Origin of the sequence: Chitiniphilus eburneus (assembly GCF_005048205.1) — a bacterium.
In the GTDB taxonomy this organism is placed as follows: Bacteria; Pseudomonadota; Gammaproteobacteria; order Burkholderiales; family Chitinibacteraceae; genus Chitiniphilus; species Chitiniphilus eburneus.
In genome coordinates this window covers 1-15017 of record NZ_SUMF01000049.1, presented here as the reverse complement: position 1 = coordinate 15017, position 15017 = coordinate 1, and the positions used below count along the sequence as shown (strand labels likewise).

11 protein-coding genes are annotated in these 15017 nt (G+C 65.3%); all 11 read left to right on the top strand.

What is annotated here, in order from left to right:
• A partial coding sequence (locus FAZ21_RS19390; protein WP_281279800.1) for an ImcF-related family protein occupies nucleotides 1-1965 on the top strand: 1965 nt, incomplete at its 5' end.
• Nucleotides 1966-1973: 8 nt separating this feature from the next.
• Complete coding sequence (tagF, locus tag FAZ21_RS19385) at nucleotides 1974-2996, top strand: type VI secretion system-associated protein TagF (protein WP_136775082.1); 1023 nt, start codon at nucleotides 1974-1976, stop codon at nucleotides 2994-2996.
• Between the two features lie 52 nt (nucleotides 2997-3048).
• Nucleotides 3049-3558, top strand: a complete 510-nt coding sequence (tssB, locus tag FAZ21_RS19380; protein ID WP_136775081.1) for a type VI secretion system contractile sheath small subunit — start codon at nucleotides 3049-3051, stop codon at nucleotides 3556-3558.
• 3 nt (nucleotides 3559-3561) lie between these two features.
• Nucleotides 3562-5046: a type VI secretion system contractile sheath large subunit gene (gene tssC, locus FAZ21_RS19375; RefSeq protein WP_136775080.1), complete on the top strand. Its 1485-nt coding sequence runs from the start codon at nucleotides 3562-3564 to the stop codon at nucleotides 5044-5046.
• Nucleotides 5047-5339: 293 nt separating this feature from the next.
• Nucleotides 5340-5837 carry an Hcp family type VI secretion system effector gene (locus FAZ21_RS19370; protein WP_136775079.1) on the top strand — a complete coding sequence of 166 codons (498 nt, stop codon included), beginning with the start codon at nucleotides 5340-5342 and terminating at the stop codon, nucleotides 5835-5837.
• A 185-nt stretch (nucleotides 5838-6022) separates the two neighbouring features.
• Nucleotides 6023-6469 (top strand): OmpA family protein, encoded by a 447-nt coding sequence (locus FAZ21_RS19365; protein WP_136775078.1) that lies wholly within the window; start codon nucleotides 6023-6025, stop codon nucleotides 6467-6469.
• Between the two features lie 117 nt (nucleotides 6470-6586).
• Nucleotides 6587-8449, top strand: coding sequence for a type VI secretion system baseplate subunit TssF (tssF, locus tag FAZ21_RS19360; RefSeq protein ID WP_136775077.1), 1863 nt, complete (start codon nucleotides 6587-6589; stop codon nucleotides 8447-8449).
• The gene (gene tssG / locus FAZ21_RS19355) at nucleotides 8413-9459 is read left to right on the top strand and encodes a type VI secretion system baseplate subunit TssG (RefSeq protein ID WP_136775076.1); all 1047 of its coding nucleotides are present in this window, start codon (nucleotides 8413-8415) and stop codon (nucleotides 9457-9459) included. Before tssF ends, tssG begins: the two co-directional genes overlap by 37 nt.
• A 23-nt stretch (nucleotides 9460-9482) precedes the next feature.
• Nucleotides 9483-10178 carry a hypothetical protein gene (locus FAZ21_RS19350; RefSeq protein WP_136775075.1) on the top strand — a complete coding sequence of 232 codons (696 nt, stop codon included), beginning with the start codon at nucleotides 9483-9485 and terminating at the stop codon, nucleotides 10176-10178.
• Between the two features lie 47 nt (nucleotides 10179-10225).
• The gene (gene tssH, locus FAZ21_RS19345) at nucleotides 10226-12874 is read left to right on the top strand and encodes a type VI secretion system ATPase TssH (RefSeq protein WP_136775074.1); all 2649 of its coding nucleotides are present in this window, start codon (nucleotides 10226-10228) and stop codon (nucleotides 12872-12874) included.
• 514 nt (nucleotides 12875-13388) lie between these two features.
• On the top strand, nucleotides 13389-15017 hold a 1629-nt coding region (locus FAZ21_RS19340; RefSeq protein ID WP_136775073.1), incomplete at its 3' end, for a hypothetical protein.

Below are 15017 nucleotides of genomic sequence, written 5' to 3'. Positions count from 1 at the left end.
ACCCAGCAGGCGCGCGATCTGGCACGCGCCGCCGCCGACAAGGCGCGGCAGGCCGCCGCGCCCAAGGCCGCGCCGCCGACGCTGGATGCCGGTTACAACGCGCTCAAGACCTATCTGATGCTGGCGCAGCAACAACGCATGGAGCAGGCGCATCTGTCCGACCAGTTGCCGCGCTACTGGCGGCCGTATCTGGAGGAGCGCCGTGGCGAACGCAGCATCGATGAGGTGAATGCGCTGGCCGAGCGCGTGGTGGCGTTCTATGTCTCGCAGCTCACCGCGCCGGACCTGCCGCTGATCAAGAACCAGGATCGCGTCGTCGCCGATGCCCGCGATACGCTGCGCGGCTCGCTGACCCGGCTGTCCGCCAAGGAGCGCGTCTACAACGAGCTGAAGGCTCGGGCCAACACGCGCTTCGCGCCGTTGTCGGTGTCGCGCATCCTCAGTGGCAAGGATGGCAATGTGATCGCCGGCAGCGCCATGGTGCCGGGTGCCTTTACCCGCGAGGCCTGGGACAAGTACATGAGCCAGGCCATCGATGAGGCCAGCCGTGGCGAGATCAAGAGCGACGACTGGGTGCTGGCGTCGTCGATCCAGGACAACCTGGGCAAGGACGCCGATGTGGACAAGAACCGCGCCGAGCTGGAGGCGCTGTACCGTGGCGATTACGCCGACGCCTGGAAGAAGTTCCTCCAGGGCGTGGCCATTGCCGATCAGGCCGGCCTGGCGCAGGCCGCCGAGGCCACCGGGCGCCTGGCCGACAAGCAGTCGTCGCCGATCAAGCTGCTGCTGGTGCGCGCCGCCTACGAAACGTCGTGGGACAACCCGTCCGAGCTGCACAACAAGCTGGAAAGCGCCAAGAAGTCGGTGATCGACAAGACCACCGAGTTCCTCAAGGGCGACAGCGAGGCGCCGCAGGCCGCGCAAGGCCAGTTCGGCCCGCTGGGCATGCAGTTCGCCACGCTGGCGGTGGTGGCCGGCAAGAACAACCAGGAATCCGCGCTGATGACGGGCTACCTGGAGCAACTGGGCAAGCTCAAGGGCAAGCTGACGCAACTGGCGGCCAACGATGATCCGGCCACCGCGTCGCGTCAGTTGATGCAGGCCACGCTGGGCGGCAGCGGTTCGGAATTCGCCGATACGCTGCAATACGTGGACAACACCATGCTCGGCTCGGCCGACGCGACGTCCCGCGACATCCTGCGGCCGATCCTGGTGCGCCCGCTGTTGCAGTCGTACGCCACCTTGCTGACGCCGGTGGAGACCGATCTCAACCAGGCATGGCAGCGCGAGGTCTATGGCCAGTGGCGCACGCTGGCGGCGAAGTATCCGTTCAGCGATTCGCAGAACGAGGCGCCGATGTCCGAAATCGCGCGCTTCGTGAAACCCAACGAGGGCACGCTCGATAAGTTCGTCGACAAATACCTGGATGGGCTGGTGCTCAAGCGCGGCGGGCAATTGGTGCCGCGTAGCTGGGGCAATCAGGGCGTGCGCTTCAACCCCGCGTTCCTGGCGGGCGCCGGGCGGCTGTCTTCGCTGGGCGGCAATCTGATGCAGGAGGGCGATAACTCGCGCTTCGAGCTGCAACCGGTGCCGACGCCGGGGCTATCCGAAATCACGCTGGAAATCGACGGCCAGACGCTGCGCTACCGCAACGGTCCGCAGCCGTGGCAATCGTTCTCCTGGCCGGGCAACGGCGGCGCCCAGGGGGCGCGCATCCAGGTGGTGGCGTTCAACGGTGCCAGCTCGGTGGTGGCCAACCAGCCGGGGCGGATGGGCTTCATGCGCCTGATCAGTCAGGCGCGCGTGAGCGATGCCGACGCCAATGCCGGGCAACTGGAATGGCGCCTGAAGAGCGGCGCCGACGGCGACGCGGTGAAGATGAATTTCCGCATGGTCAGCGGGGTGAATCCGCTGCAATTGTCCGGCCTGCGCCGTCTCGGCCTGCCCGAGCGCATTACGCAATAGGAGCGACGATGCCGATCAGTTTCATTCGTGCGAGCGACGTCGCGCCCCAGTACGCGGTGTTCGGCAAGCTGCCGCGCCGCGCCGATTTCGTGCGGATCAACGCCACCCACCCGGTGGCGCAGGAATTCGACCAGTTGCTCGCCAAGAGTCTGACCTGGGCGCAGCAACAACCCGACTGGAACGAGGCCGCCTATCTGGCGGCCGGGCCCAGCGATTTCCATTTCACCTCGGCCGATGGCCGCTGGGCTTTCTTCGGCGTGGTGCAGCCCAGCCGGGATGAGGCGGGCCGGCTGTATCCGCTGGTCGCTGGCGCCATCCTGCCGGCGGCGGCGGTGTCGCCGCACCTGCCGGAGCTGGCGATCGCGAACGAGCTGTTTTTCGTGGGCTTACGCGACCAGTTGACCACCGCCATCGACAACTCGGTGGAGATGCTCGCTTGTCGGCAATTCCTGGACGCCCAGCTGGCGCAGAGTAATCGGGCCAGTGCCGATGTCGAGCTGGCCAGCAATGTGCTGGAGCGATATTTACAGCAGACGACGGCGGCCAACCTGCAAAGCGATCTGGTCGATTCCAGCCGTGGCGGCCTCGAAGCGCACCTGCTTGCCTTTGTGTTCTACGGCGAGTTGCTGCGCCGCTATCTGGGCAGCGCGCCACGTCAGGTGATCCTGCTGCCGCTGCCGCAACGGCCCGGGGAAGACATCCTCGGCATGGCTACCTGGCTGGCGCTATACCGCGCCGCCACTCGCTTGCCGGCGATCCGCTTTCCGCATTGCCTGACCATGAACCGCGATGGTCGCCGCTATCTGGCGCTGGCGCCGGAGTGTTTTACCGAACGTTTCCTCGGGGTGTTGTGGGGCTTGCAACCGGAACCGCTGACCGTGGTGAACGTGCTTGACGACGATGCGCCGTGGACGCGTCACCAGTCGTATGCCGAGGCGTCGTACATCCTTGGCCGGCAGTTGGCCGACCCCGGTTTGAATCTTAATTCCTTACGTAACATCCTGGAAAAACTTACTTCCAGTATTGCTTGATCGTTTAAAAAACGGTACTTTTCACCCCTGTTCGACTTGATCGAGGCTTGCCATGGCAAAAGAAAGCACACAGAAAAAACTGTCGCGCGTGCGCCCGCCGCGTGTACAGATTACCTACGATGTCGAGGTCGGCGATGCCATCGAGACCAAGGAGCTGCCCTTCGTCATGGGCGTGCTCGGCGACTATTCGGGCCACAGCAAGCAGCCGCTGCCCAAGCTGAAGGAACGTAAGTTCGTCCAGATCGACCGCGACAACTTCGATGAAGTGCTGAAAGGCATGGCCCCGCGCCTGGCGCTGCGCGTGGATAACAAGCTCAAGGAAGATTCCGGCCAGATGTCGGTCGAGCTGGAGTTCAACGAACTGGCCGATTTCGAGCCGCAGAACGTGGTGAAGCAGGTGGAGCCACTGCGTCAGTTGCTGGACGCGCGCCAGCGCCTGTCGGACCTGCGTAACAAGATGGTCGGCAACGACAAGCTCGAAGAGCTGCTGGACGATGTGCTGCGCGATACCGAGAAACTGCGCGAGATCAGCCAGGGCCAGGCCCCGAAAGGCGAGGAATAATCGATGAGCACCGAACAACTCGCCCAGGCCGCCCCGGCGGCCGCCGCTACGGCCGCGCCCGGCCTGCTCGATGCCATCATCGACCAGAGCCGTGTTGCCGCCAACGAATCGGAAAAGAGCCACACCCGCGATCTGATCAGCGAACTGGTCGATCAGGTGCTGGCCGGTACGGTGACGATCTCCCGTGATCTCTCGGCCAGCATCGATGCCCGCGTGGCCGAGCTGGATGCGCTGATCTCGCTGCAATTGAACGAGATCATGCACCAGGCCGATTTCCAGAAACTGGAAGCCTCGTGGCGCGGCCTGAAGTACCTGGTCAATGAGTCCGAAACCAGCACCATGCTGAAGATCAAGGTGCTGAACGTCTCGAAGAAGGATCTGGTCAAGGATTTCAAGACCTCGCCCGAATTCGACCAGAGCGCGCTGTTCAAGAAGATTTACGAAGAGGAATACGGCACCTTCGGTGGCGCGCCGTACGCCGGCATCATCGGCGACTACGAATTCAGCCGTCATCCCGAGGATTTCTACCTGCTGGAAGAGCTGTCGCACGTGGCCGCCTCGGCGCATGCGCCGCTGATCACGTCCGCCGCGCCGGGTCTCTTTGGCCTGGAGAGCTTTGCCGACATCGGCAAGCCGCGCGATCTGGCCAAGATTTTCGATACCGTCGAATACGCCAAGTGGAAGTCGTTCCGTGAATCCGAGGATTCGCGCTACGTCGGCATGGTGCTGCCGCATGTGCTGGGCCGCCTGCCCTATGGCGCCGAGACGCTGCCGGTCGAGGAGTTCAACTTCGAAGAAGACGTGGACGGCACCGATCACCACAAGTACCTGTGGACCAACGCCGCCTATGCCTATGCGGCGCGCCTGACCGATGCCTTCTCGCAGTTCGGCTGGCTGGCCGCCATCCGTGGCGTGGAAGGCGGTGGCCTGGTCGAAGGCCTGCCCACCCACACCTTCAACACCGACGACGGCGAAGTGGCGCTGAAGTGCCCGACCGAGGTGGCGATCACCGACCGCACCGAGAAGCTGTTGTCCGACCTGGGCTTCATTTCGCTGGTGCATTGCAAGAACACCGACTACGCGGCGTTCTTCAGCGGCCAGTCGAACCAGAAGGCCAAGACCTACAACACCGACGCGGCCAACGCCAATGCGCGCCTGTCCACGCAACTGCCGTACATCTTCGCGGTATCGCGGATCGCGCATTACATGAAGTCGATCATGCGCGACAAGATCGGCAGCTTCGCTTCGCGCCAGAACGTGCAGGATTTCCTCAACACCTGGCTGGCCCAGTATGTGTTGCTGGACGATTCGGCATCGCAGGAAGCGAAGTCGAAGTATCCGCTGCGCGAAGCCCGCGTGGATGTGGTGGAAGTACCGGGCAAGCCGGGCGTCTATCGCGCCGCCGCGTTCCTGCGCCCGCACTTCCAGCTCGACGAACTGACCATTTCGCTGCGTCTGGTGGCCGAGCTGCCCAAGTCCGCCCGATAAGCCGCCGGCAAGCGCCGCCGTCCGATCCCGATCACGACGTATGCCCGGCAGGCGCCGGGTGTCGTCGCGACCGGCGATGGCGCGGTCGGCGCCCCGGCCAAACCGCCCCCCAGCCTTGCCATCGCGAGGAAGCTCGCCATGACCGGGGGGCGTTTTTCAACGTGTTTTGATCGACACGCAGTACGGCAAGTGAAGCCCGGCGTCTGCGCAATGCCCGCGATGCGGTACCGGTCGAGGGCGCTGGCGCCGGAAACGATGCAGTAGCACCACCCCCATGAACCTGGAGAAAAACAATGGCTTTTGACGCCTTCATCAAGATCGACGGCATTCCCGGTGAGAGCACCGACGACAAGCACAAGGACTGGATCGAGATCAAATCCTTCGCGCACAAGCTGGAACAGCCGGCTTCGGCCACCGCCAGCTCGGTCGGCGGCGCCACCGCCGAGCGCGTGAACCACAGCACCTTCGACATCGTGCACCTGATCGACAAGGCCAGCCCCAAGCTGTACGAAGCCTGCTGCACCGGCAAGCACATCAAGGATGTGACGCTGGAACTGTGCCGCGCCGGTGGCGACAAGGTGAAGTACCTGGAAGTGAAGCTGGAGCAGGTGCTGATCTCCAAGGTGCAGCCGAACGGTTCGTCCAACGATGAAGGCTTCCCGTCCGAAGCGGTGAGCTTCAGCTACGGCAAGATCAAGTGGACCTACACCCAGCAGAAGCGTGAAGACGGCGCCGGCGGCGGCAATGTCAGCGCCGGCTGGGATCTGACGGCGAACAAGACCATCGCCTGATCGGCTTGGGGCGCATCGGTCTTCATGCCTGTGCCTGAAGACCGGTGTGCCCTGGCGCCGGTCCGCCCTGACGGGCGGGCCGGCCTGAGGAGGCTGTCCAGGGTCTGTTCGACGCCGCGTGGCGCGATCCAGCCCACGCGTGGCGAGCAGCCCCTGAACAGACGCTTACCCCGAGGAGAATGAAGATGCGCATCGTGATCGGATTACTGGGTCTCGCCCTGTTGGCGGGTTGCGCCGACACCCCCAAGAAGGCCGAGCCGGCCAAGGACGATGGCAAGTGGCGCAAGGAAGCGCCGGCCACCCCTGCGGCCAAGCCCACGCCGACGCCGGTCCCCGCGGCTACACCGGCGCTCGATCCCAATACCTTCTCGTTCGACAAGATGAGTATTTCGCTCAGCGACGCCGACAAGGTGCGTGTCGCTGCGCTGGCCGACAAGGCCAAGGCCGCCGGTACCGTGTCGATTCGCGGTTTCTGCGATCGCAATGAAGTGGGCAACGCCAAGGATGCGGCCATTGCCCGCGCCACGGCGGTGCGCAACGAGCTGGTCAAGGCCGGTGTGCCCGCCGCCAAGATTCGCGTGCGCTATACCACCGACCAGCCGCGCCACGTGGCCGTGGTCGAATTCCAGTAACCCTCAGATCACCTTCCCGCCCTGTGGCTGTGGCCCCGGGGCGGGGGGGACGGCCGGGGCGCGCGCCGCATCATCCGATGCCCGCCCGCCCGATGGCCGCAGCTTGACCGGACCCGCATGCTCGAATCCCTGCTGCCCTATTACGAACGCGAGCTTGGCTATCTGCGCGAGCTGTCGGGCGAATTCGCCCGCCGTTACCCCAAGATCGCCGGCCGCCTGCAACTGGAAGGCGACCAGTGCGAAGACCCGCACACCGAGCGCCTGATCGAATCGTTCGCTTTCCTGGCGGCGCGCATCCACCGCAAGCTGGACGACGAATACCCCGAGATTTCCTCCAGTTTCCTGGAGGTGCTGTATCCGCATTACCTGCGGCCGATTCCGGCATCCACCATCGTGCAGTTCGAGTGCGATCCGCAACGCCCGGAGATCGCCAAGCGCTATACGGTGGAGCGCCATCACCCGGTGCACGCGCCCGCCATCCAGGGCGTGGTCTGCAAGTTCCGCACCTGTTACCCGGTGGACCTGTACCCGCTGTCGCTCAAGAACGCGCGGCTGGAGCTGACCAGTGGCTCGGCGCACCTGCGGCGCATGGCGCCGGATGCGGCGGCGGTGCTGACGCTGGAGCTGGAAACCCACGGCGACCTCGCCGTGGCGCAGATCGGGCTGGATCGCCTGCGCGTGTTCCTGGACGGCGAGCCGGCGCTGATGCACCTGCTGTACGAGCTGATGCTGTCGCACACGTTGCGCGTGCGCGTGGGCGATGGCCAGGATCACCCCGGCAGCACGCGCGAGCTGCCGGCGTCGATGATCCAGCCGGTGGGCTTCGGCCGCGACGAGGGCGTGCTCGAATACGACGAGCGCTCGTTCCTCGGCTATCGCCTGCTCACCGAGTACTTCAGCTTCCCGGATAAATTCCTGTTCCTGGATTTCCAGCGGCTGGGCGAAGTGGCGCCGCGCCTGTCCGGCAACAAGCTGGTGATCCAGTGCATGATCGGCCGCTACCCGGATACCGAGCGGCACGAGCGGCTGCTCAACAATCTGGGCGCGCAGCACTTCAAGCTGGGCTGCACTCCCATCGTCAATCTGTTCAGCCAGGCGGGGGAGCCGATCCGCGTCACGCACCAGCGTGCCTCGTACCCGGTGTGGGTCGATAGCCGCAAGCAGCAGGCTTTCGAGGTGGTGCAGATCAAGCGCGTGGTGCGGGTGGAAAAAACCGGCAGCGACGAAAAGAGCGAAGAGGTGCTGCCGTTCTACGCGCTGCGCCACGGCAGCGATCAGGACGCGCCGCGCTTCTACTGGCACGCCAGCCGCGAGGCCGCCACCCGCCAGGACGACAAGGGCACCGATGTCGAGCTGCATCTGGTGGACCTGGACTTCAATCCGGTGCGGCCGGCGGCCGAGGTGCTCAGCCTGGAAATCCTGTGCAGCAACCGCGATCTGCCCGAGCACATTCCGTTCGGCGGCAGCCAGGGCGGCCAGCACACCGACTTCACGCTGCCGGGGCACTCGGTGGTGAAGCGCGTGCGCCTGTTGCGCAAGCCCACGCCCAGCCTGCGCCCGCCGCAGCGGCGGGGCCTGCAATGGCGGCTGATCTCGCATCTGTCGCTCAACTACCTGTCCATCGTCGAGGGCGGCAAGAGCGCTTTGCAGGAGATGCTGGCGCTATACAACCTGACCGATTCGCCAGTGACCAACCGCCAGATTCAGGGCATTGCCGGCATCGGCAGCCAATCGGCCGTCACCCGCGTGGCCGGGCGCGATTTCGCCGGTTTCGTGCGCGGCACCGAGATCGCGCTGACGCTGGACGAGGACTATTACGTCGGTGGCAGCGTCTATCTGTTCGCCAGCGTGCTGGAACGCTTTTTCGCGCTGTACTGCGCGCCCAACAGCTTTACCCGCCTGCGGGTGAAAAGTGCCCAACAACAAAACGAGGAGGTCGCGGTATGGCCGGCGCGCTCGGGCGAAGCCCTCGTGATCTGACCGCCGAGCTGGTACGCGAGACGTACCGCTTCGGCTTTTTCCAGGGCGTGCGCATCCTGTCGCTGGCGGCCAACCATCGCGGCGAGAAGCGGCGCGGGCCGCTGCCGGCCAAGCTGCGCTTCCGCACCGTGGCATCGCTGTCGTTCCCCGCGAGCGAGCTGACGCGCTACCAGCCGGTGGACCCGGAGGCCATCGACGCCGAACACGCGCGCGACGAAATGACCGTCGCCTTCATGGGCCTGACCGGCCCCAGCGGCGTGCTGCCCAGCGCGTATACCGAGCTTTTGATGGAGCGCCGCCAGTTCCACCGCGATACCGGCGCCCACGCCTTCTTCGATCTGTTCAGCCACCGCGCGATGGCGCTGTTCTACGGCGCGTGGCGCAAGTACCGCTACTGGCTGTCGGTGGAAGGCGGCGACCACGATAGCTTTACCCGCTACCTGCTCGATCTGTCCGGCCTGGGGCTGGCGCGGCTGCGCGAACGGCTGGGCACGGACGAAACCGCCGGCGTGGACGAAAGCCTGTTCATCCACTACGCCGGCCTGCTGTCGCAAAAGCCGCTGTCGGCGCAGGCGATGGTCACGCTGATCGAGGGCTTTTTTGGGGTGCATACCGAGATGGCGCAGTTCGTCGGGCAATGGATCGACGTGCCGGTGGAGGAACAGACGCGCCTGGGCGCGGGGGCTTGCGAGCTGGGCCTGTCCGCCTTTGCCGGCGAGCGCATCTGGGATCGCCAGACCAAGATGCAACTGCGGCTGGGGCCGATGCGGCGCAAGCAGTTCGACCACCTGCTGCCCGGCAAAGCGGGCGCCGAGGCGCTGGATGCGCTGATGCAGTTCATGGTCGGCCACGGTCTGGCGTGCGACGTGACGCTGGTGCTGGATCGCCGCGACGTGCCCAAGCCCCGGCTCGATGCCGGGCAACCGCTCTTGCTGGGCGGCAACGTCTGGCTCAACGGCAACCGCCCGGATACGCACCCCGATCAGATGAACTACCGGCTGCTGCATTGATGGCGCCACGCAAGGATAAGCAGATGGGCCTGTTCTCCCGATTATTCGGCCGGCGCGGCGCGCCCGCCACCCGCCTCGCGCCGCGGAGCGACCCGCCGGAGCTGGCGGCGGCGATTGCCGCATTGCAGGCCGGGGACATGCCGGCGGTGCTGCGGCTGGCGCAGCCGCACCTGGATGCGCCCGCGCCGGCGGTGCGTGCCGATGCGCAGCGGCTGTGCGCGCTGGCGCAATCCCGGCTGGGCGCATGGCCTGCCGCCTTTGGCCACTGGCACGCGTTGTTCGAACTGGAACCCACCGCGCACAACGCCCTGCAACTGGCGACCACTTCGGTGATGTGCGGCGAGATCGAGCGCGGCGAGCAGTGGTTCCGCCAGAGCGGCGAGCTGAATGCCGCCAGCCAGGACACCAATCCGGTCCAGGCGCACATCAGCTTGCTCACCGCCTTGTGCAACATTGGCCGTCATGCCGAGGCGCTGCCCTACCTGTGCTGGATTCGCGACGTGTATCGCCAATTGCATATCACCGACGACACTTTCCTGCACCTGCGCGGCGTACCGTTCCTGTCGGTGTTTCTGGAAAATAGCTGGCCGGTGCTGCATGCCGCGCTGGATGCGCCAGCGATCGGCGCCTGGTACGGCGAGCTGATCGCCGACCTGGACGAAGACGGCGCGCAACGGACCCGCCACTGGCTGGCCGCGCAGACCGCGTCCGTCCATTGACCCATAGCCCCACCCACACCACCCCCATTCATAAGCAGAGCCCACACATGTCCACCCCGCTCAAGGCCCTGGTCGGCCGCCTGACCCCGATTGCACGCAGCGCCGTGGAGGATGCGGCCAGTCGCGCGCTGTCGCGCACCAATTTCGAAGTCGAGATCGAACACGTGCTGCTGGCGCTGCTCGACCAGCCCGACAATGCCTTCGGCGCCGCGCTGCGCGCCAGCGGGCTGGATACCGCGCGGCTGGAACGGGAGCTGGACCAGGCCGCCGACGGTTTTCGCACCGGCAACACCCGCAACCCGGTGCTGTCCACCTGGCTGCCCAAGTGGCTGGAACGCGCCTGGCTGATTGCCGGGGCCGAGCGCAACGAGGACAGCATCTCCGGGCTGGACCTGCTGCTGGCGCTGCTGACCGACGATGCGCTGCGCGCCACGCTGCAACAATCGGCCCCCACCTTGCTCAAGCTGGATGCCGCGCGCCTGAAGGAAGGCTACGCCGCGCTGCGCCAGCATGGCGGCGAAGCCGGCTCGCAACAGGCCGACGCCGAAACCGCCGCGCGCGATGAAGCGCCGGCCGCGGCCCCGCCCGCCAGCGGCCGACGCGGCACGCCGGGCCTGGACAAATACACCATCGATCTCACCGCGCAGGCGCGCGCCGGCAAGATCGACCCGGTGCTGGGACGCGATACCGAAATCCGCCAGATGATCGATATCCTGCTGCGCCGCCGCCAGAACAACCCCATCCTCACCGGCGAGCCGGGCGTGGGCAAGACGGCGGTGGTGGAAGGGCTGGCGCTCAAGATCGTCAACGGCGAAGTGCCCCCGGCCTTGCTGGGCATCACGCTGCGCACGCTGGACCTGGGCCTGCTGCAAGCCGGCGCCAGCGTGAAGGGCGAGTTCGAAAACCGCCTGCGGCAGGTGATCGACGAGGTGAAGGCCAGCCCGGTGCCGATCATCCTGTTCATCGACGAAGCGCATACCATGATCGGCGCGGGCGGCGCGGCGGGGCAGAACGATGCCGCCAACCTGCTCAAGCCGGCGCTGGCGCGCGGCGAGCTGCGCACCATTGCCGCCACCACCTGGGCGGAATACAAGAAATACTTCGAAAAGGACGCGGCGCTGGCGCGGCGCTTCCAGGTGGTCAAGGTGGAAGAGCCGGCACCCGAGATCGCGGTGCAGATGGTGCGCGGCGTGGCCGAAGCCATGGCCGGCCACCACAAGGTGGATATCCTGAACGAAGCCGTTTCCGCCGCCGTGCATCTGTCCAGCCGCTATATCACCGGTCGCCAGTTGCCGGACAAGGCCATCAGCGTGCTCGACACCGCCTGCGCCCGCGTGGCGCTGTCGCGCGCCGGCCGCCCCGGCCCGGTGGAGGATGTGGAAGCGCTGATCGCCAACGTCGATCGCGAACTGGCCGCGCTGGCGCGCGAGGAAGGTCATGGCGAGCGCATCGCCGAACTGAAGGCCCGCCGTGAAGAGCTGGAAGGCGACCTGAAAACGCTGCACGCGGCTTGGGAAGTGCAGAAAAAGCTGGTCGATGAAATCGACGCGCTCAAGGCGCAGAGCGGCGAGGCCAAGCCCGCCAAAGGCAAGAAGCCCAGCCCGCTGCAAGGCAAGCGCAACGAACTGCGCGATCACCAGAAAACGCTGCCGCTGGCGTTCGAATGCGTGGACGAGAACGTGATCGCCGACGTGATCAGCGGCTGGACCGGTATTCCGCTGGGCCGCATGGTGAACAACGAGCTGGCGCAGGTACAGCGCCTGGCGCACCTGCTGGCCGAGCGCGTGATCGGCCAGGACCACGCGCTGGGGCAGATCGCCGAGCGGGTGCAGATCGCCAAGGCCAACCTGGAAGACCCCGGCAAGCCCAAGGGCGTGTTCATGCTGGTGGGGCCATCCGGCGTGGGCAAGACCGAAACGGCGCTGGCGCTGGCCGAATCGCTGTACGGCGGTGAGCGCAACCTCATCACCATCAACATGAGCGAATACCAGGAATCGCACAGTGTTTCCGGCCTGAAAGGCTCGCCCCCCGGCTATGTGGGCTATGGCGAGGGCGGGGTGCTGACCGAGGCGGTGCGCCGCAAGCCGTATTCGGTGGTGCTGCTGGACGAAGTGGAAAAAGCGCATCCGGACGTGCTGGAGCTGTTCTTTCAGGTGTTCGACAAGGGCCTGCTGGAAGACAGCGAAGGCCGCGAGGTGGATTTCAAGAACACCATCATCATTCTGACCTCCAACGCCGGCACCGACCTGGTGATGCGTGCGGTGGAGCACGGCGTGACCGCCGCCGAAGGCGAGGAAAGCCGCGACCCGACGCCGGACGATCTGGTGGAAATCCTGCGGCCCACGCTGCAAAAGGCCTTCAAGCCAGCCTTCCTGGGCCGCCTGACCATCGTGCCGTACTTCCCGGTGAGCGACGACGTACTGCGCCGCATCGTCGGCCTGAAACTGGGCAAGATTCGCCGCCGCATCGAGGAAAACCACGGCGCACAGGTGGATTTCCCCGAGGAACTGATCGAACTGGTGACCAGCCGCTGCTACGACGTGGACAGCGGCGCGCGCGACGCCGACGCCATCCTCACCCGCACCGTGCTGGCACGCATCTCCGCCGACCTGCTCGACCGCATGGCGGCCGGCAAACCGGTGAAGAAGATTGGCGTGACGGTGAAGGGGGACGAATTGAAGGTGAAGCTGAGCTGATTGGATGGGAAGGGGGAGAGGGAAGGGCAAACCTTGAACCCCAACAGCCTTGAACCCCCAGTCTTGAACCACAGAGGACACGGAGAGCACGGAGTTCTACGGAAAAAACCCAGGGAGGGGGGATAAACCCCAGCCCCGGGTCGGGCGGGGCATGCCTGGGGGCGGCGCAGAAGTTGGGGCGTCGCCTTTTTTCATCGGGCTGGGTGGTCTTCGCGTTTGATGTAGATCATCAAAAGTGATTTCGGCACTTTTTTCATGCTTGCTGCATGACGCATCCTTCCTTGCTAGTTACTGATTCCGGGGTGAGGGAATCGGGCTGCGTGACGTGACAATTCGTGAATCCGGGGGCGGGCTGCGGCGTTTTTTCCCTCTGGGCAATATGCTGGAAGACACGGATTGTTTGTAAGCAAAGGGTGGGAGACGGTTTGATATCTGGAGGAGCAGGTGTAAACATCTGCATCGCCGCACACAGATAAGCGGCACTTCCTCATACCAATAAAAAGCGTTCCCCACCATGTCGTCCTCCCTCGCCCATCGATTCGTGGCCGTGCTGTGCACGGCCATTTTGCTGCCTGCCCTTCTTCACGCCGCCCCCACCGACGCGGCGGGCGGCGGCATCGCCGTTACCGCCCAGGACTATTACAGCGAAGACCATGCCAGCAAGCGACGCGGCGGTGCGCAGCAACTGGCCGAAGACATCGACGTCTTCACTGGCGGGGTGCGGTTGGGGATTCCGCTGCTCAGCATTCCAGGCAAAGGCAGCCCGCTCACCCTGCAATGGGCCTGGAACAGCCTGGAGCCTTTTACCGAAGCAATCCACCCACCGCGTATCCGCTTCAGTGACGGCAATACCAGCAACCCGGCCAGCCACCTGCTCGAATTGCCCGATGGCAGTACCCAGCGCTTCTATGTGATCGCCGGGACGGGGCCGTTCATTGGTGCCGGCATGATCGGCGAGCTACGCACCAGCGGTAACTGGTGGCTGCGCAACGACCGTCGCGGCCAGCCGATGACGCTGCGCTCGCCGGATGGCACCACCTACACCCTGGACCAGTTCCGCCCCGAGATTCGCCGCACTCTTTCCGCCGCACGCAATGCCGCTGCCTTCAACACCGGCACCCCGCCGCAAATGAGCAACTTTGTCGGCATGGGCGGCAAGTTCGACTACTACCTGCCCGGCTCGCGCACCGACGCCAACGGCAACCGCACCACCTACCAATACGACGGTTTGTTGCTGACCGGCATGACCGCTGACGATGGCCGCAATGTCAGCATCACCTGGCAAACTGCATTGCAGCGCCCCACGCTCATTACCGCCGGCGCCCGGCAATGGCGCTTCGACTACAGCGACAGCACCGGGCTGGGAGAGGGCACCGTTCAACTGACCCAGCCCGACGGCCAGACCTGGCGCCTTCAAGCGGCCAACTGGGAAACCTTCATGGCGGGGCGCAACTGGAACAGCAGCCGCTACCCGCTCTACACCAGCCTCTCTTATCCCTGGGGTGGCAGCGTCAGCTACCAGTACACCAAATTCCTGGCACCGAACGAAACGCCGGACTGCAACCAACCGGGCTGCCGTGACGAACTGGCCAAATACGTGCGCGAACAATCACGCCCGGCATTGGCCAAGAAGACCGCTTCCGACGGCGGCGTCTGGCAATACCACCACTACCTGGACAACGGCCCAGTGATGGAAGCCCTGATCTGGCCGGTGGTGGGGACATCCGTGGCGCGCAGCAACCAGCGTCAGGTCACCACGCCCACCGCCGTACAGCTCTCCCAATACGTCTCCCCGTTCGACATACTCAACTGCGAAGCCGACCTATGGCGCAGCGGCCTGCTGCTGACCCGCGCGACCCGCGCCATCGGCGGAAGTGTCGACCTGGAACGCGAAGACTACGCCTGGACGCCCAGCACCATCAGCAACACCCCCAGCACCCTTAGCGCCACCTGCCGCAGCACGGTCAGCCGGGTGCCGCTGCTGACCAGCAAAACCCTCACCCGCGACGGCAAAACCTTCAGCACCGCACACGAGTACGACGCCTATGGCCGGGTCACCGCCACCAACGAAACCGGCGACAACGGCGACAGCCGCCGCATCGAACGCAGCTACGTCACCGACACCAGCCGCTGGATCATGGAC

What these genes read in the sequence shown, in the direction of transcription:
- tagF (WP_136775082.1), top strand. Translation starts at nt 1,974, where the DNA reads ATGCCGATCAGTTTCATTCGTGCGAGCGACGTCGCGCCCCAGTACGCG.
- tssB (WP_136775081.1), top strand. Translation starts at nt 3,049, where the DNA reads ATGGCAAAAGAAAGCACACAGAAAAAACTGTCGCGCGTGCGCCCGCCG.
- tssC (WP_136775080.1), top strand. Translation starts at nt 3,562, where the DNA reads ATGAGCACCGAACAACTCGCCCAGGCCGCCCCGGCGGCCGCCGCTACG.
- FAZ21_RS19370 (WP_136775079.1), top strand. Translation starts at nt 5,340, where the DNA reads ATGGCTTTTGACGCCTTCATCAAGATCGACGGCATTCCCGGTGAGAGC.
- FAZ21_RS19365 (WP_136775078.1), top strand. Translation starts at nt 6,023, where the DNA reads ATGCGCATCGTGATCGGATTACTGGGTCTCGCCCTGTTGGCGGGTTGC.
- tssF (WP_136775077.1), top strand. Translation starts at nt 6,587, where the DNA reads ATGCTCGAATCCCTGCTGCCCTATTACGAACGCGAGCTTGGCTATCTG.
- tssG (WP_136775076.1), top strand. Translation starts at nt 8,413, where the DNA reads ATGGCCGGCGCGCTCGGGCGAAGCCCTCGTGATCTGACCGCCGAGCTG.
- FAZ21_RS19350 (WP_136775075.1), top strand. Translation starts at nt 9,483, where the DNA reads ATGGGCCTGTTCTCCCGATTATTCGGCCGGCGCGGCGCGCCCGCCACC.
- tssH (WP_136775074.1), top strand. Translation starts at nt 10,226, where the DNA reads ATGTCCACCCCGCTCAAGGCCCTGGTCGGCCGCCTGACCCCGATTGCA.